Source organism: Natrinema amylolyticum (genome assembly GCF_020515625.1).
GTDB lineage: Archaea > Halobacteriota > Halobacteria > Halobacteriales > Natrialbaceae > Natrinema > Natrinema amylolyticum.
Genome location: NZ_JAIWPJ010000001.1, coordinates 719,323 through 742,384, shown reverse-complemented (window position 1 = coordinate 742,384; position 23,062 = coordinate 719,323). Strand labels below are relative to the sequence as shown.

The following is a 23,062-nucleotide window of genomic DNA, read 5'->3' as shown; positions in this document are numbered from 1 at the left end:
ATGAGTGTCCAACGACGGTCGTCAGGAGGGAGACGCCGTGGCGGTTGAACGCCTGCTCGTCCCGCTGTCGGACACGGTGACCGTCCGGCAGACGGTCGGCTACGCCGTCCAGTCCGGACTCGAGGCGACCGATACCCTCGAACTACACCTCGTCGTCGCGATGCCCTACGACGCCGACGTGCCCGAGAGCGAGCAGTACAGCGAGGACGCCGAGGGGCTGCTCTCGCGGGCGCGAAACTGGGTCGAGGAGGACGCCGGCGGTGCCGACGTGACGATCGAGACGGCGACGCTCGGTGTCGACGAGTACCTTTTCGGTCCCCGCGACTACGCCGAAATCTTCGACGCCTACGCCGACGAGCACGGGATCGACCGGGTCGTCCTCGATCCGGAGTACCAACCCGGCGTCACCGCACAGATGCTCCAGCCGCTCGAGCGCGAACTCGCCCGCATCGGGCTGGCCTACGACGAGGCGCCCGTCGAGCGACCGGCCCGACGCGGCCGTCTGGCCGGCGGGTCGGAGGACTTCGATCGCCTGTTCGCGACCTTCCTGCTCTCCTATGGCTTCTATCTCGTCCTCGGGGATCCGACCTACTGGTTCGATCTCCTCACCGGCGCGGCGGTCGCCGGCATCGTCGCCGTCTCGCTCGCACGGGTGACGTTTACCGTGCCGCTCGATCGCGTTCAGTCGCCGATCCGAGTCGTCCGATTCGTCATCTACATCCCGTATCTGCTCTGGGAGATCGTCAAGGCCAACATCGCGGTTTCGGCCGTGATCCTGCGGCCGTCGATGCCGATCGAGCCCACGCTGACGCGAGTCAACTCCCGCGTCCGGAGCGGCCTACCGCTGACCGCGCTGGCCAACAGCATCACGCTCACGCCGGGAACGCTAACGGTTCGAGCCAACAACCAGCAGCTGCTCGTTCACACGTTGATCCCGGGGGCCCGCGACGACCTCTTCGACGGCGGCTTAGAGCGGGCGATCCGCTTCGTCTTCTACGGCCGCGACTCGGCAGCGATCGCCTCGCCGCGCGAACGCGACGACGCCGAAATCGTCGGAGGTGACGAACTGTGACGCCGTCCTCGCTCGAGGACGTCTTTCTCGTCGCGGCGGCGCTGTTCGTCGTCCTCGCGATCGCGATGTTCTATCGCGCCGTTGTCGGGCCGACGACGCAGGACCGGCTGCTGGCGGTCAACGTACTGGGGACCAACACGGTCGTCATCCTCGCCCTGTTAGCTGCGGGGCTCGATCAGGCGTGGTTCCTCGACGTGGCGCTCATCTACGCCCTGCTGAACTTCCTGATGTCGATCGCCATCTCGAAGTTCACCGTCGAACGGGGTGGTGTGCTGTGATCGAACCGATCCCGCTGCAGACGACGCTCGAGACGGTCCGGTTCTGGGCGATCGTCGTCATGCTGGGACTCGGCGTGTTCTTCACGCTCGTCTCGACGGTCGGCGTTATCCGCCTCCCGGACATCTACGCGCGAGCACACACCGCGTCCCAGACGGACACGCTCGGGGCGGGCTTCGCACTCGCCGGCGTCGCCCTGGCCTTCGGCTGGCAGCACGCGGCGGTCTACACCGTCTTACTGCTGTTCTTCGTGTTCATCACGAATCCGACGGCCGCCCACGCGATCGCGCGCTCCGCCGCGGAGACGGGCGTCGAACCCGTGCTCGCCGAGGAGGGGCCGGAGACGGACGAAACCGACATCCCCGCCGAAACGGACGGTGAGACGCGATGAGTCTGTTCGCCTATACCCTCGTGGCGTTCGTCCTCGCGACGGCCGTCGCGACGACGCTGTTCCGGGACATCCTGTCGGTGATCATCGTCTTCGGAGCCTACAGCCTCGGGATGGCGATCCTCTACACGTTCCTGCTGGCTCCCGACGTGGCGATGACCGAGGCCGCGATCGGTGCCGGCGTCACGACGCTCCTACTGTTGCTGACGATCGCGCGCACGACGCGGCCCTCGACCGACCGGCTCAGGGAGCGAATCCACCTCCCGGCGGTCGTCGTCGTCGGTGCGTTCGTGCTCCTGCTCTGTACCGCCGTCCTGCCCGAGATGTACGCAGTCGGCGGCACGGAGACGCCGGTCTGGTCGAACCCTGACGTGACCCAGCACTACATCACGCAGACGTACGAGCAAACAAAGGTCGAGAACGCTGTTACGTCCGTACTCGCCGCATACCGTGGGTTCGACACCTTCGGCGAGGCGGTCGTCGTCTTCGCCGCCGGCGTCTCGACCCTGCTCGTCCTGAAACGCGAGGTGTTCGCCTAATGTCCGGATCTGTCGACGATACCTACACCGAGAGTCAGGTGATCATGACCGCCGTCAAGATCATCGCACCGTTTACGCTCACGTACGGGCTGTTCATGACCTTCCACGGGGGCGACGCCCCCGGTGGCGGCTTCCAGGGGGGGACCATCGTCGGCGTCACCGTCCTCATGCTCGCCTTCGCGTTCGGCATCGAACCGACCCGGCGATGGCTCAGGAACTCCTTCCTCGTCGGCATCGTCACCGGCGGCGTCGTCATCTTCGGGGCCATCGGCCTCGGGATGATCGCGCTGGGGGGAAAATTCCTCGAGTTCGATCAGCTCTACGAGGTCCTCCACGTCAAACAGAAGTGGGGGCTCGAGGCCGTCGAGATCGGCGGTATCTCGCTGATCGTCTCGGGAGTCATCATCAGCCTCTTCTTCACGATGGCCGCGGGCTTTACGCCCGAGCGGCCGAGCGGGACCGGCGGTGTCAGCGGAACCGACAGCGCCGCCGAGGCTCCCGGCTCGCCCGATGCGGAGGTGAGCGACGATGATTGATCTCCTGACGAGCCACTACACGTACGTGCTCACCTTCGTCCTGCTGGGACTCGGGATCTACATGGTGATCGCCAGCGAGAACCTCGTGAAGAAGCTGATCGGGGTGAACCTCTTCCAGACGGCCATCTTCCTGTTCTTCGTCTCGATGGCCTACATCGACGCCGACGGCGCGTCGGCGCCGATCGTCCCCCACCACGGCGAGCCTGGGGAGGTCATGGTCGCGAGCCCGCTGCCTCAGGTCATCGTGCTGACCGCCATCGTCGTCGGCATCGCACTGACGGCCGTCGGACTGGCGCTGATCATCCGCATCTACGCGGAGTACGGGACGCTCCGCGAGGACACCCTTAGGGAGGTGCGTGCCGATGAGTAACGTCGATCTGATCCTGCCGTTGCTGATCGTCACCCCGATCCTCGCCGCGACGCTCCCGATCGCGCTGGGTCTCTGGTTCGACCGAACGGGCTGGTCCGTCACCGCGCTCACGACGCTCGGCCTGTTCGGTGCGGCCAGCTATCTCGCCGCCGAGGTCTACGCCGGCGGCGAGGCCGTAACCCACGAACTCGGCGGCTACCCCCGCACGTACGGCATCCAGCTCGTTTCCGATCAGTTCTCGATGCTGATCGTCCTGCTCGTGACTGCCGTCGCCCTCGGTGTCCTCGCGTACACGCGACAGGGCGGTCCGCGCGGGAACACGTTCTACACCGCCTACCTCCTGCTGGTCGGCGGCCTGCTCGGCATCTCGCTGACCGGCGACGTCTTCAACCTGTTCGTCTTCCTCGAGATCACGAGCCTCGCGACATACGCACTGGTCGCCAGTGGCGACGGCCCGGAGGCAGCGGTCGCCTCCCTGAAGTACCTGATCCTGGGGACCGTCGCCGCGTCGATGTATCTGATCGGCGTCGCGTTCGTCTTCATGGCGACCGGGACGCTCAACATGGTCGAGCTTTCGACGGCGATTCCGGCGGCGGAGGCCCAGACGCTGATCCGCGCCGGCTTCGCGTTCATCGTCGTCGGCTTCGCCGTCAAGGTCGCCCAGTGGCCCCTGCACACCTGGCAGCCGAGCGCCTACCAGCAGGCCCCCGACGGGGTGACGCCGCTGATCGCGGCGCTGGTTTCGACCGCCTCCGCGTACGCCTTTGGCCGGCTGATCGTCACCGTCTTCGAGGTCGAGTATCTCGCCGCGATGCCGAACGCGGCCGCCATCGTCCTCACCGTCGGCTGCGTGAGCGTCCTCGCCGGCACGGTCCTCGCCGTGATCCAGACCGAGGTCAAGCGCATGCTCGCGTACTCGTCAGTCTCGCAGTTCGGGCTGGTCATCGCCGCCTACGGGGTCGTCATCGCCGACGGCTCGCGGACGGCGCTGATCGGGGCCGCGATCCACCTCGTCGGCCACGGCCTCCTGAAGGCCGGCCTCTTCCTCGGCGTCGCGCTCGTCGCGGCGAGCTACGGCGCTCGCACCGTCGACGAGTACGCCGGACTCGCCACGGAGCGGCCGGTCGTCGCCGGCTCCATGGCCGTCCTCCTGTTCTCGCTGGTCGGCGTCCCGCCCGGGGTCGGCTTCGTCGGCAAGTGGTACATCGGACTCGGAGCCGTCCAGGCCCAACTCTGGCCCGTCGCGGCCGTGATCTTCCTCAGTACCATGCTCACCCTCGCCTACGCCGCCCGCCTGCTCGAGAAGATGTACTTCACGCCGTCCGCGGCGGCCGACCGGCCACACGCGCCGGATCCGGTCGCGACGGACGGCGGTGACGACGGACGCGACGGGTCCGGAGACGCCGACTCCGCGTCCCGCGAGCCCGGAGCCGCTATCGCCGCCATCCGCGGCGAGAGTTCCCGGGACCCCGTCTCGACCGGCATGGTCGCGATCGTCGTCGTCGCCGCGCTCGGCGCCGTTGCCCTCGGCTTCGCGGGGGGAACGATCGCCGAACTGCTCGATCCGTTCCTCACTGAGGTGATTAACTAATGGTCGCAGATCTCCGCCCGCTCGCCGCCGTGTTGGTGTCGGCGGTCGCCATCGTCCTGATCGTCGCGTCGCATCGCCGACCGAACCTCCGCGAGGGCTGGTCCGTGCTGGCCGCCCTCGCGAAGTTCGGCATCGTCGTCAGCATGCTCCCCGCGGTCATGAACGGCACCGTCTTCCGGTGGAGCCTCTACGAGAGCACGGGCATCCGGTTCCTCGAGGGCGTCGACTTCGCGCTGCGAGCGGATCCGCTGGGGATCTTCTTCGCCTTGCTGGCGAGTTTCCTCTGGATCTTCACGTCCTTTTACGCCACCGGCTACATGCGCGGGCTCGACGAGCACGCCCAGACCCGCTTTTTCGCCTCCTTCGCGGCCAGCCTCTCGACTGCCGTCGGGATCGCGTTCGCGGCGAACCTGGTGACGATCTTCGTCTTCTACGAACTCCTCTCGCTGGTGACGTATCCGTTGGTCGCCCACAACGAGGACACCGAGGCGCGGATCGCCGGTCGGAAGTATCTCACCTACACGTTCTTCGGCGGCGGTGTCTTCCTGCTCGCCGGGACGGCCATCGTCTACTGGCTAACGGGACTGGTCGAGGGCGGACCGACGCTCGCCTTCGAGGCGGGCGGCATGGAAGCGCTGGCCGCGGCCGCACAGGTCGAGCCGGTCTACGCACAGGCCGCCTTCTTCCTGCTCATCGCCGGTTTCGGCGTCAAGGCCGCGCTGATGCCGCTTCACTCCTGGCTCGCCGACGCGATGGTCGCGCCGACGCCCGTCTCCGGCCTGCTTCACGCCGTGGCCGTCGTCAAGTCCGGCGCGTTCGGCATCGCTCGCGTCATTCTCGAGGTCTACGGCCCCGGACTGATCCACGACCTACCGCTTTCCGTACCCGGCATCGGTGACGTCGGATTGAACATCCCCGTCGCCATCGTCGCCGCGTTCACGCTGATCGCGGCGAGCATCATCGCGATGCGGAAAGACCACCTCAAGCGACGGCTCGCGTACTCGACGACGGCCCAGCTTTCTTACATCGTGCTGGGACTATCGATGTTGCACCCCTACGCGATGGTCGGAGCGCTGTTCCACATCCCCGCCCACGCGTTCGCGAAGCTCACGCTGTTCTTCTGTGCGGGTGCGATCCACGTCGAGACCCACACCGACTACATCAGCGAGATGGCCGGTATCGGCAAGCGGATGCCGCTGACGATGACCGCCTTCACCGTCGGCGCGGCCGGCATGGCCGGCCTCCCGCCGATCGCCGGCTTCGTCAGCAAGTTCTACATGCTGATCGGTGCCGGTGACGTCGGCGGCGGCTACTGGCTGTTCGCCGCCGCGCTGTTGCTCTCGGCCGTGCTCAACATCGGCTACCTCTGGCCGGTCGTCTACACCGCCTTCTTCGAGAGCGAGGACCGCCACGACGCCAAACCCGTCCTCGAGTTCCCGCGGGGCGGCGTTATCCGGTCTTACGCCTCCGACGAGTCCGACGACGAGCACGTGGCCGCGGACGGCGGGGAACCGACCGACCCCACCGAAAGGGCAGACGCTTCGGACGCGGAGCCCGCGTCCGACGAATCGTTCGAGTACGCCGTCGACCAGAACCCCAGCGATCACACGATTCCCGACTCCGTCGACACTGCGGCGTCCGAGGATCACGTCAGCAGCGTCGACCACCACGGCGACCACGACGACCACCTGACCGGCGGGCCGCCGGCCAGCGGCTGGCAACGCCGCTCGCCGTTCGCCGAGAGCACATGGCTCATGCTCGCGCCGATCGCCGTGATCGCGACCGGCGCGGTCGTCCTCGGGGTCGGCCCCGACTACGCGGTCTTCCTCGAGTTAGCCATGCGGATCGTCGAGGGCGTCTTCGGGATGCCCTTCGAAGATCTGACCGACGTTCCGTTCGAACAGCTCATCTCGGAGGTGAATAACTGATGGCAGTCGAACTCCTGTCGATGGCCTACCCGCCGCTCATCGTCTTCGCGGCGGCACTGCTCGTGCTCGTCCTGCCCCGAATCGCCGGCTTCGCCGTCGGTGCGCTCAGCCTCGCGGCAGTGCTGGCGATTTCGCTGGTCGCGCCCGGCGGTGAGCATCTGGGCGGGACCTTCCTCGGCTTCGAGGTCGTCCCGTTCTACGTCGACGACTTCTCCCGAATGGTCGGGCTCGGACTCGGGTTTTTAGGCATCTGTAGCGTCATCTATGCCTACTCGAGCGAGGCGAGCGAGACGCTGGTCGCATTTGCGCTGGTCTACGTCTCCTCGTCGATCGGTGCGGCCTTCGCCGGCGACTGGCTCGTCCTCCTGTTCATGTGGGAGCTGATGGCGGTAACGAGCACGCTGGTAGTCTGGCACTACGGCGGCGAGGCGGTCCGGGCGGGCTTCCGGTACGCGCTGTTCCACGGCACCGGCGGCGTGCTCGTGATGATGGCGGTCGCCGCCCACTACGTCGAGGTCGGGACGTTCGTCTACAGTGACACGGGCATCGCCAACGGGATCCCGGCGCTGCTCGCGGTGCTCGGGATGGGCGTCAACGTCGCCTTCATCGGGTTCCACACGTGGCTGCCCGACACCTACCCGCGGCCCCACATCGCCGCCTCGGTGTTCCTCTCGGTCTATACGACCAAGACGAGCGCGTTCGTCCTCTACCGGGCGTTCCCCGTCGACGCCCAGAGCGACCTGGGAATCTACATCGCGTACATGGGCGGCCTGATGGCCGTCTACGGCGCGACCTTCGCCCTGTTGCAACACGACATGCGGGCGCTGCTGTCCTACCACATCCAGGCCCAGCTCGGGTACATCGTTGCCGGGATCGGGATGGGAGCCTGGACGGTAACGAGCGAAATCGCCGTTGCAGGCGCGCTGAGCCACCTGTTCAACAACATCCTGTTCAAGAGCCTGCTGTTCATGGCCGTCGGCGTCGTCATCTACCGCACCGGCGAGGAGGACCTGTACGAGCTCGGCGGGCTCTGGCGAGAGATGCCACTGACCGCGATCGCGTTCGGGCTCGGGGCCCTCTCGATCACCGCGATTCCGGGATTCAACGGCTACGTGAGCAAGGGGATGCTCTTCGACGCGGCCGACCCCCACTATTACGGCGATCCGGAGTTCCAGGCGCTGTACTGGCTGCTCTGGCTCGGTGCGATCGGGACCCTCCTGTCGTTCATCAAGCTCGGTTACTACGTCTTCTTCCACGGCGAGAGCGAGTTCGAGGTCGCGGACGCGAAGCCCGGCCAGACCGTCGCGATGCTCGGACTCGGCGGCGCCTGTCTCCTCTTCGGCGTCTGGTGGCAGGGGTTGGCCGATCTCGCGCCGACGCTCCACGGTCACGGGGGCCATTTCGAGTTCGCGTACCCCAGCGGTGAGAGCGAACTCCACCCCTACAGTTCGAGCCACCTCCAGACGGCGGGGATCCTGACGGGCGTCGCGGCCGTCACCTTCGTCCTCGTCCGGAAGCCGCTCTCGAAGCTCGATCTCGGCGATCCGACGATGGTCGTCTATCCCGCGACCTACGCCGTCAGTCGCTGGACGATGCTGGGCGTCACCGAGACCTACGCCGCCGTCGACCGGGCCGTCGTCGGCGCGGTCAAACGCTGTTACTGGGTCGGGAACAACCCCGTCCTCGCCGTCGACGCGGCGGCGGGGCAGTTGCCCGATTGGCTGGTCGACGTCGACGAACGCCAGCCGACCGACGGCGGTCGTCCGTCGACGATCCACCTCCGGACCGGCATCGGGACGACCGTCCTGCTGCTGACGCTCGTCCTGACGGTAGTCCTGTGGCTTCTCGTCGTCTGAGAACGCTTCGGAGATCAGTCCATCGCCCATCACCGCCGTCCGTTCTGCCGCTCCGTCAGTCCGTGTCCGACTGCTCGTCGCGCCGACTCCCGTCCGTATCGATCGACGGCTGCGTCTCCTGGACGACGATCGACTGCTCGAGGACCGACGCGCGCAGGCTCGGTTTCGACGCCGTCGCCTCGCGGCGGTACACCTCGTCCTGTTCTCGGCGGACGCCTCGGGGCGTCAGATAGTTCCCGTCGACGTCGACGACGGCCGCCTCGCAGAGTCGCTTCAGGATCGACCGCGCCCCCTCAGTGGTGATCGCCGGCGGGGCGATCGACCGCTCGCGTGCGAGTTCTATCGCCGTCGCGTCCGCGAGCAGCGCCTCGATCTCGCTCTCGTCGTGGCCGCGGTCGCCCAGAACCGACCGGACCCGCGCGGCGATCGAGGGCGCGTGGCCCGTCGGAAACAGCGGCCAGTCGTTCGACGGCGGATCGAGCACGACCCGATAGCGCCGCAACGGCGTCCGCGCACGGGCGGGAAGCGGCACGTCCTCGAGGCGTTGGGACTTCCCCAGCACGCGGATCGTCCCCGTATAGAAGTCGACGTCGTCCCAGGTCGCGCCCGTGCGCCGGTCGTCTTCCGGTACCCGGAACAACTCCGCCCCGCGGACCGTCGAGTGAGCGAGGACGGCCACCATCGCGTACTCGCGCAGTCGAGTGCGTCGCTCGCTCGTCGACTGGGAGTCGGCCTCGAGCACCCGCTCGCGGACGTAGCGCTCGAGTTCGCGGCGCTGATCGACCGTCCAAGAGTCGTCGGACGGCCGCGTGTCGGCGGTCGGCAGCGCGGCCTCGGCACGGTCGGTCGCCGCGGGATTGGTGTCCAGGACGCCGCCGCGAACGCACCACGAGAGGAACGCGCGGACCACTGCGTAGTAGGTGCCGGCGGTCGAGGCGGTGTACTCCCCGCGCTCCGTCCGTCGGTGGAGTTCCTCTGCGTACGCACGCATGTGGTCGACCTCGAGCGCGAACAGCGACGTGAGATCGTGTTCTCCCTCGAGCCAGGCGGCCCACCGCCGGAGAATCGATTCCGCGTTGGACGCGTAGGCTCCCGCGCCCGAGCCGTCGGGGTCGCCGACGGCCTTTCGCTGGAGATAGGCGTCGACCGCGTCGGTGATCGCTACCTCGGTCACGACGCGATCACCCGCCCGGCTATCGAACGGAGGCGTGCCAGCGGTCGCGAGTCCCCGCTTCGGTCGCTGCGTCGCCTCTCGAGGGGGGTATCACCGCGGCAAGAACGGATCGTACGGGTGACGCCACGGGACATTATTCGTTGGATACTGTTCCACGATCCTAAATCCGTGTTTCGGTCTCACGGATCGGAAAAACGCGGCCCGGTCGCGACCGGACGCGAGGCGTCTCCGGACGCCGCGGATTCAGTTCGTCGCGCCGAACCGGAGCACGTCCGCGTGGTCGCTGATGAGTCCGTCGACGCCGGCCGCTGCGAGCCGTTCCGCCTGGTACCAGGTCTCGAGGGTGAAGACGTTCACGTCGCGGCCCTCCTCGTGTGCGACGGCGAGGAGATCGATGTCCGACCAGCCGGCATCCTCCTCGTATCGCTGGTCGCCGTAGAACGGCGTGTCCCGAATCATGTGGTAGGGCGGGTGAATCGCTTCGGCCTCGTATCGTCGCGCGATTTCGACGCCGTCCCGAACGGAGTTCCAGAGCAACGGTGCGACGGCGTAGTCGGACGCGTCGCGGGTCGTCGCCAGCGCCGCCTCGTAGAACGACGAGAAGAGGAACTCGTGGTGGAAGTCGTCGACGACGTCGAGCACTCGCGCGACGAAGGGCTGCCAGAGGTCCTTCTGTTCCTCGAGTTCCGCTCGTGGCATCGATTCCGCGAAGGCCACGTCGAACGAGCCCGGGTTCTTCAGTTCGACGTTGACGCCGACGTGGGGTGGGATCGCCTCGAGGGCCGGCCGCAGTCGGGGGACGGTCTCGCCGCTCGCGAGGACCTCGGCGTTCGTAACGGTCGCCGTGTCAGTCTCCCAGACGACGCCTTCGGTGTCTGTGAGCCCGCGCTCGCCACCGTCGCGTTCGGCGAGTCGGTCGTCGTGGAAGACGACGACGTCGTTCTCGGCGGTCGGCACGACGTCGATCTCGATCATGTCGGCACCCCGTGACGGCGCGTGCGAGGACTGTCCGCCGCGGGCTGCGGCTTCGACCGCCCCGACGGTGTTTTCGGGATAGAGGCCGGCGAAGCCGCGGTGAGCGATCAGGTCCGGATCGCCGCCGTGACCGCCGGAACGGGTCGGCTTCGATTCGTCGCGTCGGCGTTTGCTGGGCGCATCGTCTCCCTTCCCGCGACCGGGCGTCGCCCCCGCAGCGCCGACCATTCCGGTCGCCGATGCGCCGGTCGCGATGATAAACGATCGGCGGCGAAGCGCGGAACTGGACGTGTCAGGGTGCTCGGTTCGTCGCTCGTCGTGTGTCTCGGACATCTGCAGGTCGGCAGACCGAGGCCACTGATAAATCAAATTATAATTCTATCGTATAGTAATATCCTCGAGTGTCCGTGCGAATAACTTTCAGTATACGTCTCTGCACGGGGTAACCGAGTAGCCCGTCGACGGTGGACCTTCGAGACTTATCGTTCTGTGCGAAGGGCGTTTTAGTATACCATAATTTGGTTTATGAAGGGCCGATTCGGCGTCGCTCGTGATCGTAACTCCGCGGTTCAGGAGGGATGCTGATGTCTGATCTTCTCGGCCGTCATCCCTGGGACCGGCGTTCCGCAGTCCTTGCACTTCCAGTCCGGCGTCGGGACGCCGGATTCCTTCTCGAGGTCCTGTTTGAACTCGATGTGTGCGCCACACGGACACTGGTAGGTCGTGCGGGTCATGAACGAACCAACCCGCCAGGGAGCGATAAACGGTTCGCCCGAGCTCACCGGCCGCGGATCGGAGTCGTCGCTCGAGGCGGAATCGACACGACGGGAGACGTCCGACGTCCGCGGAAACGCCGATATCAAGGTCCCAGCGGTCACTAGCGGGAGACGAAATGCCCGAGACACATCGCATTCCGGTCGGAGACGCGGCGGCGGACGCCGCTCCCGACGTCGCCGCCGTCCGTCACGAGGCCGACTCCGACGACTGGCTCGTCTTCTGTCACGGCCTGCGCAGCGACAAATCCGGTAGCTACGAGTATCGGTGTCGACGGGCCCGCGAGGCGGGCTACAACGCCGTCCGATTCGACGCTAGGGGCTGTGGCGAGTCCGACGGCGCGTTCGTCGACTCGACGCTCGCGACGCGACTCACCGACCTCCGCCATGTCGTCGACTACTTCGATCCCGAGTCCTACGCGCTGTTCGGCTCGAGTTTCGGCGGGAAAGTCGCGTTCCACGCCGCTGCCGAGGACGAGCGGGTCGAGGCGGTCGCCACGCGCGCACCCGTGACGACCAACGGGACGTTCGACGAGTACCGGAGCGCTGTCGAACGCGAGGGAGAGTGGACGTTCGATACCGGCGAGCGAATCGATCGGCGGTTTTTCGACGCTCTCGATCGGTATCCGTTCGACGACGTCGTCGGGTCGCTCGAGAGTCCGGTCGCGATGTTCCACGGCGGCGACGACGACGTCGTCGAGCCGGGCGATAGCTTCGCCGCCGCCCGGCAACTCGAGACCGACGTGCTGGTAGAGCGATTCGCGGGTGAAGGCCACCGGTTTTCGACGGCCGGCGAAGAGCGGTTGCTCGAGCGACTGTTCGACTGGCTCGAGTGGGCGTCCGCTCGCGGATATAGTAGCTACTGAAACGATTTACACGCCGATCGCACAGCCGTCGTGCGACCGGGTGTGCATTGACTTTCAGTGGCTACGATAGCTGTCTCGGTCGAAATCGATCGATCGCCGGTGTCGGTTCTCCTCGCCGATCTGGCGTGAATAAACCACATTTCGATATACAAAAGCGAAGTGACTGGTGATCACTAGTTTCGCTTTTCAGTTCGTTTTCTCGATAGCGTCTGCCAGCTGCGTATGTCCGTCAGCAACAGGTGGGCCGTGACCAGGACAGGTGTATTCGAACTCAGGCATCCGGTCGAGCACGGTTCGAACGCTCGCCTCGACTTGATCGTGGTCGTGACTGGTTACCCGACCTGAAAGATGCAGTCGGTTGCCGATCCAATAGGCAAGGTCCCCGAGAAATGCGACCTCGAGGTCTTCGTGCAGATATACCGTATGTCCGGGTGTGTGACCAGGGGTATGACAGGCTCGAAATTTGCCGATGGTGTCGCCATCCTCTACGTGTCGAATAGAGAGATTCGGAAGATCCAAGTGTCGATAATAAAGCCGGTGAAGCGCTTCGACACCGTTTCGTGCGGTCCACGACGGTAGACGTTTGCCAGCAACGTATGGGGCGTCTTCTTTATGAATGTAGAGCGGCGCGTCCAGATCCGGGGTAAGCCTCGCCAGTGTCCCAATATGGTCGGCATCGTAATGAGTCAGCAGCACGCGATCGATATCAGTGAGATCGATTCCGGCCGCATCGAGTTCTTCACGGACCGTTTTTTCATCTCTAGGCCAACCAGCATCCACGAGGGTACGGTCACCGTCATCGATTACGTAGACATTCGGCTTATCGAACGTTCGACAATCGATATGCCAGAGACCATCCATGAGCTGAGTCACCATTACGAACCTGTTCGACGCAATTGCCTTAACACTCCTTATAACATAATAAAATAATTTCTGTAATCAACTCACTGTTTTCGATAGGAGTCTGGCACGTTCGTTAGATCCCCTGTACTGACCGGTTAGGAGCTTAGATGAACCCCCGATCACGTTAAGAACCATTGGGAACTAATGAAACGAGCGGTAGTTGGTGAACTCGTCGGAATGATCGGTACTCCAGAGATTCGGCATGCTCTGAGCCACAAACCACTAAAAATCCAATACTTTCCGATTGTGCTAAGCGGATCAGGGATCAAGTAGGTGCTAATAATGATAGAATTCTCAACAATATGGGCAGAGCAAGAGAACCCTGAAAGAATATCACCTCTCATTCTACACTAGTGGACTACTTACTTCGTCTGTAACCTCATTGGATCAAGTAATTCCCCCTCGTCCTGATAGTCTTCGTATAGCCCCTCGGCCCACGACATAACGGCGGGAGCCTCAGCGACTAATAATCCCCGAACGACCCGTTCTTCGTCTCGTTCTTCACCTAACCAAATCGTCACAGAGTCATCGAAGAGATGCATGTTAAGCGGGATCTCTCCATCGTAGGTCCAGATGCTGTCCCGCTCTGCACGGGCCCGCAACAGCGGCAGTTGCTCTGACTCCGCAGGGAGGGTCTCGATCCAGTTCGCTTCGATTACGAGTTCGGCATCCAACTGTCGCTCGTTGACCTGTTTGTGAATAAGCGTCACAAAACGAGGCAGCGTAACCTCAACAAGTGATCGGACCCTGTCCGTAGTGCGAATCTTCTCTGCCACGTGATCGTATGGCCCGGACGGGGTTGGCGTCTTCGGCGTTATGATCTCAGCGGTGCGGAAGTGACGGAAATTAAGCGAGTGAACGGGTGGTGGGAGCCACTCGATAGCGTCACCGAGATGCTGGACTCCCTCGAGAGTCTGCAGGTAGGCACGAAACTCAGCGATCATGATCTCCCCTACCTCTGTGAGTTCATACTGACTCCCCTCGGAGGTAATCCACCCTCGTGATTCACCTTTGTTGAGGATTCGTGCGACGGTTGACCGTGAAGCGTCGGTTTGCTCTGCGAGGTCGCGGCTTGTCGTCGGTCCAGCGGTGAGTGCCTCGAACACGCGCACGCTGTTCGCTGAATCCGCGAAGAACCGGATCGCATCCAGTGCCGATCCCATGTTTGTGGATAGCGCGTGACGATGACGGGCCATGTCGTACGCTACATCCGAGCAGTCGCAAATACCTTTGCGGGGGTGCAAAGATTGGCAGGGCCTCGGAAACTTCCTATCGAGTAAGATTATGAACTGTACAATAATATATGATATCAAGGGACAGGGGGTGAGAATGAGCAATTGAATCAGGGAATACCGAATCGAAGGATACGAGAGACAATTCACCAGGAATACGCCAACGAGATCGTTAGACAAATAAATTGCAAGAATGACGGGCATGAACCGATGTAAGATGTTAAGAACCAGTGGTAGCCGAGTGAGGCTGTGACCATGACCAACGAACCAAATCCAGACAGCGTCTTGCGCCGAACGGTGTTGAAATCGGGGGCGATTATAGCGGGCGCACTTGGGATGCTACCGTCTGCAACAGCGAGTGGCCGTGAAAATGAGACGCAGGCTGACAAAACGACTCCAAGCGAACCTGTCCAATCCCAGAAGGGATATGTGATTGCTATTGACGGGATAACTGACAGGGACCGATATATGAACGAATATTTCCCTGTTGCTGCGGAGACAACTGCCGTGCATAACGGAGAGGCGCTCGTTATTTCGTTTGATCCGACCGTGCTTGACGGTGAATGGTGTCATGACCTGACGATCGTCTTAGAATTCCCATCCGTTCAAGCAGCGGAGGAGTGGTATGCCGATGACGCCTTACGAGAAGTCCGGCAGATTCGCCACGAGACCACTGCCTACTCCAATAAGATCATCACCTCTCAATACTCGCCTGAAGATCAGGCGTAAGGAATTCCACTATCTTCTTTCCTCCCGGGAAATTGGAAGCATTCTCTCTACTTGAAGCAGTAGAGAAGCTCTTGGAGGAACATGAAAACCCACTCAACCTCCCTGTATTATATCTGGGACATTCGCCTGTATAGTACGATATTCTTACTCTATACTGAGTGGCAATTCAACATGTGGTTTTGTAAAATTAGGATATGCGCAGCTTTTGGTATTCATAACTCCTCTGAAGAACTAGGGGCTCTAATGAAATGAGCGGGAGCTAGTGAACTCGTCGGGATGATCGGTGCTATCCGTCCGGAAAAACTGGTGGCTCCGACGAAGAGACTCTACTGTTCGCGTGCTGACGGGGTTCGGCCGTTCGCCCAAACACGTTCACCTCTCTCCCACAATCGCGGTCGTATTTTCTCATCCAGAAAAACCGGACCGCTTTTGATACCTATGCCGGAACGAACAGCTATACCAGTGAGTGAGGAAACTGACCTGTCGACATTGCTCTCGGTTCTCGACGACGAGTACGCACGGGATATCCTCACCCACACGAGCGTCGAACCCATGTCTGCCAGTACATTGAGCGAACGGTGTGACGCGTCCCTCCCGACGATCTATCGGCGGCTCGACCGGCTCGAGGAGTGCGATCTCGTCACCGAGGAGACGGAACTCGCATCCGACGGCAACCACTACAGCGTCTACAGCGCGAACCTCGACCGGCTGGAGCTGTCGCTGGAGGACGGCTCGTTCGCTCTCGAGTTGACGTATCGCGAGGAAGACGTCGCCGACAAGTTCACTCGCATGTGGGAGGGAATGCGATGAGTCGCCAGGTCGTCCGAGTCGACGAGGCGACGCTGTTCGAGCTGTTGACCGTCGCCAGTCTCTTTCTCGTCGCCCTCTTCGGGACGATTATCGCGTACCAGGCTTACCGGGGCTACCGACGCAACGACGCGTCGTCGATGTTCTATCTCGCCGTCGGGCTCCTCTTGCTGACGCTGTGTCCCTTCCTGGTCAACGTCGCGATCACGACGTTCGTCAGTTCGGATCGGATCGTGATCGCACTGCTTGAGAACGTGAGTCGACTGTTCGGACTGGTCGCGATCACCTACTCGCTGTACGGCCACCACTGAGTGGCGCATCGTCGGTCGACAAACGTGTAGGGCCGAAGCCATCCCGATATCACCGGTTCCGCTGGCAGTGAGGAGGGGGTCGAACGACGCACTATGCCCCCGCGCGAGGGGGAATCGCGGGGGCGGAGGGAGCAGGCGTCGCGACCCGCGGGATGATCGGATGCGGGGAGGGTCGGGGGATCACCAAGGCGTGCGGGGATGGCCTCTCTCGTCCCCCGTGCGTTCCGTCCCGCGCTATCGTATTAATGACACGACCGCGTTTTCTGGGTCAGAAAATCCGACAGTCTCGCTTGCTTATGATCGCTGTCTTCCACAGGATTCTTCGATAGCGACGCCGTAGCGCCGCTATGCAGTACCTTGTCGGAACCGACTCCGTCCACACGACAGCGGCGATCTGTGACTATCTCGGCGATCGGGTGACCACCGATGACACCGTGACCGCCGTCGCAGTCGCGCCGCCCGACGATCCGACGGCGCGTCGAGACGCCGACGAGGCGCTGAACGTCGCTCCAGTCCGACTCGCGACCGCGGGCGACGTCGAGACGGAGCGCCGATCGGGCTCCCCCGCGACGGTGCTCCTCGAGGCGGCAGCGGAGTTCGACGTCGACGAGATCGTCGTCGGCACACATGGCGGCGATCCCGACGCGACGGGAGAACTCGGGTCGACCGCACGGCGGGTTCTCACGGACGCGAGCCGGCCGGTCGTCGTTGTTCCGATCCCGGACTTGTAGGGGCCGAACGTCGGCTCCGGGGGCGACTCACAGCTCTCCGTCGTACGCGTCTTCGATGTACACCCCGTCGTACATGACCCGAACCTTCAGCGGCGGGTCGGACCGTTCGAGTTCGTCGACGACCGTCACGGTATCGCCCGCGGCGAACGTTCCGTCCAGCCGTTCGTCGAGCGGGACGTCGGTCTCCTCGTCGTCGACGTGGACTTCCGCGACGAGTTCGGACGCGGGGAGCGACGGGCCGCCGTCGTGGACGAGCGTCACCGTCCGGTCCTCGACCGCGAGATCGAACGTGACCGACGGTCGCGTGACGGCGCTGCCGACGCGGTGGCCGTCCTCGCCCCAGACGACTTCGACGGTCGTTCCGACGGCCACTCCCTCGAGTTCGACCGTGTCGCCGTCGGAGACGGTCTCGCCTGCGTCGCGCCACTGCGCGGCCGCCGGGTCGCCGTCGCGCAGGATCGTATACTCCGCGGCCGGTCTGGTCCGGCCGTCCGCGACGGTGAGTTCGACGGTCGCCGTCTTCGTTTCGTACTCGTAGTCGACCGCGACGTCTCCCGGCGGCCGAATCCGTTCGTTGGCGAGCGATCCCTGAAGCGTGTCGCTGTCCCAGCCCACGATAACGAACGTCCCGGGGCCGACGTTCTCTATGGTCGCCTCGTCCCCGGCCGAGAGCTCGGTGCCGGTCCACGGCCTGGTCGTTCGGAGCGGCTCTGCGTCCGGCTCGGTCACGCGGTCGCCGTCGCGAAGCGCGATCGTGACGCGATCACCGTCGAGCGGATACTCGTCCTCGTAGCGGACCGACACTGCCCCAGCGTCCGGATCGTAGTCGAACGTGAACTCGAAGCGGCTGTACAGTTTCGTCTCGGCAGTGTCGCCGTGTTCGGTCTCGTGACGCAGAGCGATCGGCATGTTCGGTTCGGCGTCCTCGGTCGCTATCAGTATCGTATCGCCGGCTTCGATCTCCGCCTGTCCGTCGGCCCAGATCGCCTCGTCGTAGGGCTCGCCGTCGAGTTCGAGCGTGAGTTCGTCGACGGGCGTCGGATCGCCCTCCAGAACGTCGATCTCGACGTACGCCGCGTCGCTGTCCAACTCGCCGGGGCTGAGTCCGCCCGGACTCTCGTGTGCCCCGTCGCCTCGCTCGGCCTCGAGATCGCGGGAAACCGTCGCCGTCAGGAGGGAGCCGTCGACTGCGGTGGAGCCGTCGGCGTCCCGACCGCCCGTGACGGTCTCCTCGAACTGCTCGACCAGCGCGTCCGTGACGAGCGACTCGTCGGCGAGCGAGAGGCCGTGATGGACCTCGAGCGTGTCCGGCCCGGCCACCGTCGCCGCCAAGATCATGTACTCGCCGTCCTCGGGCTCGAGCTCGTCGTAGGTCTGAGACCACTCGTCGGCCGTTATCACGGACCGCACGTCGGCGTCCGGAAAGACCGCGAGCGCGTCGTCGAGGCGGGGACTCGCTTCGCGAATCGCGTCTCCGTCGCCGTCGCGGGCCTTGAGCGCGGCATCGATCGTCGATTCCGAGTCGGCGAGGAAGACGACGTCGTCGGTGATCGCGACCGCGGCCTCGGCCGCGAGCGGCGCGAACTCGTAGTCGGTTCCGGCGTCGTGTTCGCGCGTGGCGAGTGCGCTCTCGAGGGCGACGTCGAGGTCTCGTTCCGGATCGAAGTCACCGCCTTCGGGTTCGAAAACAGTGAGAAACGGTGAGTCGAGATCGAAGCCGAAGGCGGTGACGTGTCTCGAAATAGCCGCGTTATCGTCGGCGAACAGATCCGCGATCCTCGTCTTGCGGGTGATATCGAATCCGCCCGCGAGGTCCCGGACCCCGGCCTCCCGGAGACGCGACTCGTTTACCGCCGCGAGCGACGGGCGCTCGTCGACGGCGTCGCCGGGCACGGCGGCAAGCAGGTCGGCAAACGGGTCATCGGAGTCGGACCTGCTCTCATCGGTGGACGGTTCGTCGGTATCGTCTCCGAACGAGAGACAGCCGGCGGTTGTGACGACAAACGCCGAACTGACGCCGCTGAGGAGGGCTCGGCGGGGACGGTCTCGCATGTGAGCCGGTTTTACCAGACCAACACAAGTATGTTATTATAAATACTCGTCTTACTAATGTTAATTGGCTCCTTCGCCCCGTTCGCTGTCGGTCGCTTTCCGCGCGATTCCGGGCAGTACTCGCGGTCGCGGGGCCCAGTGTCCTTTCGGTCTCGCTTCGCGAGCAGTCCAGTCGCTCGCGGACGCCGACCGGGCGTCGGCTACCCCTATCCCTTTCAGGGGTAACGAGCGGCTACTTAATTCACGCGTGCGTGAACGGCAGGGCAATGAGTGACTCGATACCGTTGTTCGAAATCCCGTGGGATCAGCGGGACGTGGCCAACGCCGTCGACTCGATCACGCGAGGCGGCTACTGGGCCAACGGGCCCTACGTTGAGGCGTTCGAAGACGGCCTCGAGGAGTATCTGGGCGTCGACTACGCGGTGACGGTCAACTCGGGAACGACAGCACTGGTGGCCGCGCTGACAGCTCACGGCGTCGGCGATGGGGACGAGGTAATCGTGCCGTCCTTTACATTCATCGCGACGGCCAACGCCGTCCGGTTCGTCGGCGCGACGCCGGTGTTCGCCGACATTCAGCGCGAGGCGTACGGGCTCGATCCGGATGCCGTCGCCGATGCTATCTCTCCGGAGACGGCGGCGATCGTCCCGGTCCACCCCTACGGTGCGCCCTGCGAGATCGACGCGCTCGCCGATCTCGCCGCTGACACCGGCGTTCCGCTGATCGAGGACGCGGCCGAGGCGTTCGGAGCCGACTATCGGGGCCAGACGCTGGGAACGATCGGCGACGCCGCGGCGTTGAGCTTCTGTCAGAACAAGGTCCTCCCGACGGGCGAGGGCGGTGCCGTCGTAACCGACGACGACGACATCGCCCGGCGGGTCGAACGGTACCGATCGCACGGGCGCGCGTCAGACGAGTACTTCGATTCGGCCGACAGCGGCGAGTACGTCGGTCTCGGGACGAACGTCCGAATGTCCGATCTCGTCGCCAGTATCGGCTGCTCCCAACTCGAGAAGGTCGACGACCTCATCGCGGGCCGGCGACGCGCGGCCGAGCAGTTGTCGACGGCGCTGGCCGACGTTCGCGGCGTCGAACCACACACGGCCGCCGGTCGCGGCCGCCACGTGTATCAACTCTACACCGTCACCCTCGAGCCGAACGTCGACCGAGCGGCCGTTATCGACGCGCTGGCCGAGCGAGACATCGCGTCGAAGGTCTACTGGGAACCCGGCGTTCATCGCACGCGGGCATACCGCGAACGGGACGACGGGTCGGACCCGCTTCCCGTCACCGAGGACGTGACCGGTCGCGTGCTCTCGCTGCCGATGCATCCCGAACTACGGTCCCATGAGATCGACCGCATCGCGGCCGGCGTCAGGGCCGGGGTCGAACGCGGCCGAGCGACCGTCTCGCGGATCGGGCCCCGCGGAACGCCGTCCAACTGAGCTGCAACTGGGAGTCCGCGCCGCCGGGCCGTCTTCCGTCTCGATCGTTGCGTCTCGCCGAATTGACCGAATCAGCCGCTTCGGGCGCTCTTCTGTCGTTCAAATGAACCCATAACAAAGGGGACCCGTCCGGATGCAGTGACCACGCCGCGTCGGCGTCGGTGCGGGGCCGACCCCTGCGGCAGTCGAAATCGATACGTACCCATGAGATGGCCAGTCACAGCAGACGACGGGACGTCGATTCGCGAGGCAATGGCCCGGATCGATCGCGCCGGCTCCGGCGGGATCGTCCGCATCGACGACGAGAATCGGCTCGTCGGAGCCGTGGCGGCCGAACGGCTGCGGCGACACCTGCGAGCGGGCGTCGCAGCGGACGCGCCGCTGTCGGCCGTCGTCCACGAAGATTCGGTCGCCCACGAGGCGGACGATCGGGCCCGGCCGAGAGACGGCCGTCGCGACGCTCTCGAGTCCGAGGCGGATCGAACCGATCCCGCGGTCACGCCGGCCGCCGATGCGGACGGGATCGAAATCGACGGCTCGACGGTGGTCGATGGGACCGAACTGTCCCGCGAGACGGACCGTGAGTCGACCGCCGTCGAGACGGTCCTCGTCGTCGGCGGTGCGGGCTATCTGGGCTCCGTCCTCTGTCGAGAACTCCTCGCGGACGGGTTTACCGTCCGCGCCCTCGATCCGATGTTGTACGGCGAGGGCGGGATCGCGGCCCTGCTCGACCGCGATCGGTTCTCGCTCGTCCGCGGTGACGCCCGGTCCGTGGAGACCGTCATCGACGCGGTCGCGGGCGTCGACGCCGTCGTTCACCTCGGCGGCATCGTCGGCGATCCGGCCTCCGAACTCGACCCGCGGAAGACCCTCGAGTACAACTATCACTCGACGCAGTTGCTGGCGTCGATCTGCAAGTACTACCAGCTCAATCGATTCGTGTTCGCGTCGACCTGTAGCGTCTACGGACGGGCGACGACCGAGAGCGGGCGCTGTACCGAGGAATCGGAACTCAATCCCGTCTCGCTGTACGCGCGAATGAAAATCCAGTCCGAGCGGGCGCTCCGCGATCTCGCGGACGGGAACTTCTCGCCGACGATCCTCCGAATGGCGACGATCTACGGGCGGTCACCGCGTATGCGGTTCGATCTCGTCGGGAATATTCTGCCCGCGAAGGCGTACCACGAGGGCGTCGTGCCGGTGTTCGGGGGCGACCAGTACCGGCCGAACGTCCACGTCGCCGATGCCGCACGCGCGTACGTCGAGTGTCTGACTGCCCCCATTGAGGACGTCGGTGACACCGTCTTCAATGTCGGTTCGAACCGGCAGAACTACCGGATCGACGAACTCGCGACGATCGTTTCCGACTGTGTCCCCGAGGCCAACGTCGAGTACCACGACGACCGGACGGACGACAGAAGCTACCGAGTGGCCTTCGACAGGATCAGCGACGTACTCGGGTTCGAGCCCGAACTGACCGTCCGCGACCATTGTCGCGAGCTCACGGCCGCGTTCGAGGCCGGCGAGTTCGACGACTACACTGCCGACCGGTACGACAACTGCGCGACCCTCGAGGGGCTCGACGAGTTCGGGGACGCGGCGGCGGTGCCCGACCGTCGCGAGCCGCCGCGCGAGACACCTCCCTCGAAGCGCACGTGATCGGGTGGCCGGTATCGAACCGACGCTGTGACGGCCTTAGAACGGGAACAGCGTGTCGGCCTCGAGATCGCGCTCGATGAGTTCGATCTCGTGGCCGTCCTGGTCTGTGGTGAACGCGTACATATTGTCGCAGCTCTCCGGGTCGCGATAGTCGGCGGCCTCTCGCTCCATGAGCCGGTCCCAGTCGTCCTCGAGGTCGTCGATGCGGATACAGAGGTGCCCCCAGGCGTCGCCCATGTCGTAGCTCCGGCCGTCGTAGTTGTAGGTGAGTTCGACGGACATCGCCTCGTCGGCGGCGTCTTCGGGTTCGACGAAGTAGTTCGCGAAGCTGTCGGCCTCCCAGCGGCCGACCTCGTCGTACTCGAACTTGCGGGTCCAGAATCCGAGCGCCTCGTCGGCGTCCTCGACGCGGATCATGGTGTGATCGAGCGACCAGAGCGCGCCGGTCTCGCGCTGGACGATCTCGATCTCGTGGCCGTCGGGGTCTTTGACGAAGGCGTAACTCCCGCCGCAGGACTCGGGGTCGCGGTAGTCCTCGACGCCTTCGTCCATCAACTGCTGGTAGTAGTCCTCGAGTTCGCCCTCGGGGACGCGGACCGCGATGTGCCCCCACGCGTCGCCCACCTCGGGCTCCTCGCCCTCGTTGTGGGTGATCTCGAGCATCGCCCCGTCCTCGTGCATCTCCTCGGGTCCGAGATAGACGATGGTGAAGCCGTCGCCCTCGTAGCGATCCTTCTCCTCGTACTCGAGGTGGGTCTGATACCAGTCGAGCGATTCCTCGAGGTCAGCGACGCGGATCATCGTGTGATCGAGCGTTCCGTCCATACGCGAACGGAGGCCTGCGCGCTC

At 64.5% G+C, this 23,062-nt stretch carries 23 protein-coding genes; 16 read left to right on the top strand and 7 right to left on the bottom strand.

Annotation, left to right across the window (positions count from 1 at the left end; all coding sequences use genetic code 11):
* Nucleotides 1–37: 37 nt before the first annotated feature.
* Genes LDH66_RS03710 through LDH66_RS03670 form a run of 9 tightly spaced genes read left to right on the top strand, consistent with a single transcriptional unit; the run spans nucleotide 38 to nucleotide 8,556 of the window.
* On the top strand, nucleotides 38–1,072 hold the full coding sequence (locus LDH66_RS03710; RefSeq protein ID WP_226479728.1) for a monovalent cation/H+ antiporter subunit E: 1,035 nt from the start codon (nucleotides 38–40) through the stop codon (nucleotides 1,070–1,072).
* Nucleotides 1,069–1,350, top strand: a complete 282-nt coding sequence (locus LDH66_RS03705; protein WP_226479727.1) for a cation:proton antiporter — start codon at nucleotides 1,069–1,071, stop codon at nucleotides 1,348–1,350. Before LDH66_RS03710 ends, LDH66_RS03705 begins: the two co-directional genes overlap by 4 nt.
* Nucleotides 1,347–1,739 (top strand): monovalent cation/H(+) antiporter subunit G, encoded by a 393-nt coding sequence (gene mnhG / locus LDH66_RS03700; protein ID WP_226479726.1) that lies wholly within the window; start codon nucleotides 1,347–1,349, stop codon nucleotides 1,737–1,739. The genes LDH66_RS03705 and mnhG overlap by 4 nt, the downstream gene beginning before the upstream one ends.
* Nucleotides 1,736–2,275 (top strand): DUF4040 domain-containing protein, encoded by a 540-nt coding sequence (locus tag LDH66_RS03695; RefSeq protein WP_226479725.1) that lies wholly within the window; start codon nucleotides 1,736–1,738, stop codon nucleotides 2,273–2,275. The genes mnhG and LDH66_RS03695 overlap by 4 nt, the downstream gene beginning before the upstream one ends.
* Nucleotides 2,275–2,811 (top strand): MnhB domain-containing protein, encoded by a 537-nt coding sequence (locus LDH66_RS03690; RefSeq protein WP_226479724.1) that lies wholly within the window; start codon nucleotides 2,275–2,277, stop codon nucleotides 2,809–2,811. The genes LDH66_RS03695 and LDH66_RS03690 overlap by 1 nt, the downstream gene beginning before the upstream one ends.
* Nucleotides 2,804–3,181: a cation:proton antiporter subunit C gene (locus LDH66_RS03685; RefSeq protein ID WP_226479723.1), complete on the top strand. Its 378-nt coding sequence runs from the start codon at nucleotides 2,804–2,806 to the stop codon at nucleotides 3,179–3,181. The genes LDH66_RS03690 and LDH66_RS03685 overlap by 8 nt, the downstream gene beginning before the upstream one ends.
* A complete protein-coding gene (locus LDH66_RS03680; RefSeq protein ID WP_226479722.1) occupies nucleotides 3,174–4,772 on the top strand; it encodes a proton-conducting transporter transmembrane domain-containing protein in 1,599 nt (532 codons plus the stop codon). The genes LDH66_RS03685 and LDH66_RS03680 overlap by 8 nt, the downstream gene beginning before the upstream one ends.
* Nucleotides 4,772–6,700 (top strand): proton-conducting transporter transmembrane domain-containing protein, encoded by a 1,929-nt coding sequence (locus LDH66_RS03675; RefSeq protein WP_226479721.1) that lies wholly within the window; start codon nucleotides 4,772–4,774, stop codon nucleotides 6,698–6,700. The genes LDH66_RS03680 and LDH66_RS03675 overlap by 1 nt, the downstream gene beginning before the upstream one ends.
* Nucleotides 6,700–8,556 (top strand): Na(+)/H(+) antiporter subunit D, encoded by a 1,857-nt coding sequence (locus tag LDH66_RS03670; RefSeq protein ID WP_226479720.1) that lies wholly within the window; start codon nucleotides 6,700–6,702, stop codon nucleotides 8,554–8,556. The genes LDH66_RS03675 and LDH66_RS03670 overlap by 1 nt, the downstream gene beginning before the upstream one ends.
* A 55-nt stretch (nucleotides 8,557–8,611) precedes the next feature.
* On the opposite strand, the gene LDH66_RS03665 is transcribed toward LDH66_RS03670, so the two are convergent.
* From LDH66_RS03665 to LDH66_RS03655, 3 genes are all read right to left on the bottom strand, one after another.
* Nucleotides 8,612–9,730 carry a tyrosine-type recombinase/integrase gene (locus LDH66_RS03665; RefSeq protein ID WP_226479719.1) on the bottom strand — a complete coding sequence of 373 codons (1,119 nt, stop codon included), beginning with the start codon at nucleotides 9,728–9,730 and terminating at the stop codon, nucleotides 8,612–8,614.
* A 243-nt stretch (nucleotides 9,731–9,973) separates the two neighbouring features.
* The gene (locus LDH66_RS03660; RefSeq protein WP_226479718.1) at nucleotides 9,974–11,038 is read right to left on the bottom strand and encodes a glycerophosphodiester phosphodiesterase; all 1,065 of its coding nucleotides are present in this window, start codon (nucleotides 11,036–11,038) and stop codon (nucleotides 9,974–9,976) included.
* 236 nt (nucleotides 11,039–11,274) lie between these two features.
* Entirely contained in the window at nucleotides 11,275–11,439 is a 165-nt protein-coding gene (locus LDH66_RS03655; protein ID WP_226479717.1) for a hypothetical protein, read from the bottom strand.
* Nucleotides 11,440–11,597: 158 nt separating this feature from the next.
* Between LDH66_RS03655 and LDH66_RS03650 the strand changes: the two genes are divergently transcribed.
* Nucleotides 11,598–12,344 (top strand): alpha/beta hydrolase family protein, encoded by a 747-nt coding sequence (locus tag LDH66_RS03650; RefSeq protein WP_226479716.1) that lies wholly within the window; start codon nucleotides 11,598–11,600, stop codon nucleotides 12,342–12,344.
* Nucleotides 12,345–12,530: 186 nt separating this feature from the next.
* Here LDH66_RS03650 and LDH66_RS03645 read toward each other — a convergent pair whose 3' ends face one another.
* Nucleotides 12,531–13,220 (bottom strand): MBL fold metallo-hydrolase, encoded by a 690-nt coding sequence (locus tag LDH66_RS03645; protein ID WP_226479715.1) that lies wholly within the window; start codon nucleotides 13,218–13,220, stop codon nucleotides 12,531–12,533.
* A 389-nt stretch (nucleotides 13,221–13,609) separates the two neighbouring features.
* The gene (locus tag LDH66_RS03640) at nucleotides 13,610–14,443 is read right to left on the bottom strand and encodes a helix-turn-helix transcriptional regulator (protein ID WP_226479714.1); all 834 of its coding nucleotides are present in this window, start codon (nucleotides 14,441–14,443) and stop codon (nucleotides 13,610–13,612) included.
* 291 nt (nucleotides 14,444–14,734) lie between these two features.
* Between LDH66_RS03640 and LDH66_RS03635 the strand changes: the two genes are divergently transcribed.
* The 4 genes from LDH66_RS03635 to LDH66_RS03620 all read left to right on the top strand — a co-directional run bounded on the left by LDH66_RS03635 (nucleotide 14,735) and on the right by LDH66_RS03620 (nucleotide 17,057).
* Nucleotides 14,735–15,208 carry a DUF1330 domain-containing protein gene (locus LDH66_RS03635; protein ID WP_226479713.1) on the top strand — a complete coding sequence of 158 codons (474 nt, stop codon included), beginning with the start codon at nucleotides 14,735–14,737 and terminating at the stop codon, nucleotides 15,206–15,208.
* A 462-nt stretch (nucleotides 15,209–15,670) separates the two neighbouring features.
* Entirely contained in the window at nucleotides 15,671–16,018 is a 348-nt protein-coding gene (locus tag LDH66_RS03630; protein ID WP_226479712.1) for an ArsR/SmtB family transcription factor, read from the top strand.
* Nucleotides 16,015–16,326: a DUF7521 family protein gene (locus LDH66_RS03625; RefSeq protein ID WP_226479711.1), complete on the top strand. Its 312-nt coding sequence runs from the start codon at nucleotides 16,015–16,017 to the stop codon at nucleotides 16,324–16,326. The genes LDH66_RS03630 and LDH66_RS03625 overlap by 4 nt, the downstream gene beginning before the upstream one ends.
* Before the next feature lie 347 nt (nucleotides 16,327–16,673).
* Nucleotides 16,674–17,057, top strand: coding sequence for a universal stress protein (locus LDH66_RS03620; protein ID WP_226479710.1), 384 nt, complete (start codon nucleotides 16,674–16,676; stop codon nucleotides 17,055–17,057).
* A gap of 27 nt (nucleotides 17,058–17,084) precedes the next feature.
* Here LDH66_RS03620 and LDH66_RS03615 read toward each other — a convergent pair whose 3' ends face one another.
* Complete coding sequence (locus tag LDH66_RS03615) at nucleotides 17,085–19,109, bottom strand: hypothetical protein (RefSeq protein WP_226479709.1); 2,025 nt, start codon at nucleotides 19,107–19,109, stop codon at nucleotides 17,085–17,087.
* Nucleotides 19,110–19,375: 266 nt separating this feature from the next.
* Here LDH66_RS03615 and LDH66_RS03610 point away from each other — a divergent pair, with 266 nt between their 5' ends.
* Nucleotides 19,376–20,554 (top strand): DegT/DnrJ/EryC1/StrS family aminotransferase, encoded by a 1,179-nt coding sequence (locus LDH66_RS03610; RefSeq protein ID WP_226479708.1) that lies wholly within the window; start codon nucleotides 19,376–19,378, stop codon nucleotides 20,552–20,554.
* A gap of 204 nt (nucleotides 20,555–20,758) precedes the next feature.
* Complete coding sequence (locus tag LDH66_RS03605) at nucleotides 20,759–22,213, top strand: NAD-dependent epimerase/dehydratase family protein (RefSeq protein ID WP_226479707.1); 1,455 nt, start codon at nucleotides 20,759–20,761, stop codon at nucleotides 22,211–22,213.
* Nucleotides 22,214–22,249: 36 nt separating this feature from the next.
* Here LDH66_RS03605 and LDH66_RS03600 read toward each other — a convergent pair whose 3' ends face one another.
* Entirely contained in the window at nucleotides 22,250–23,038 is a 789-nt protein-coding gene (locus LDH66_RS03600) for a VOC family protein (RefSeq protein WP_226479706.1), read from the bottom strand.
* Nucleotides 23,039–23,062 lie beyond the last annotated feature (24 nt).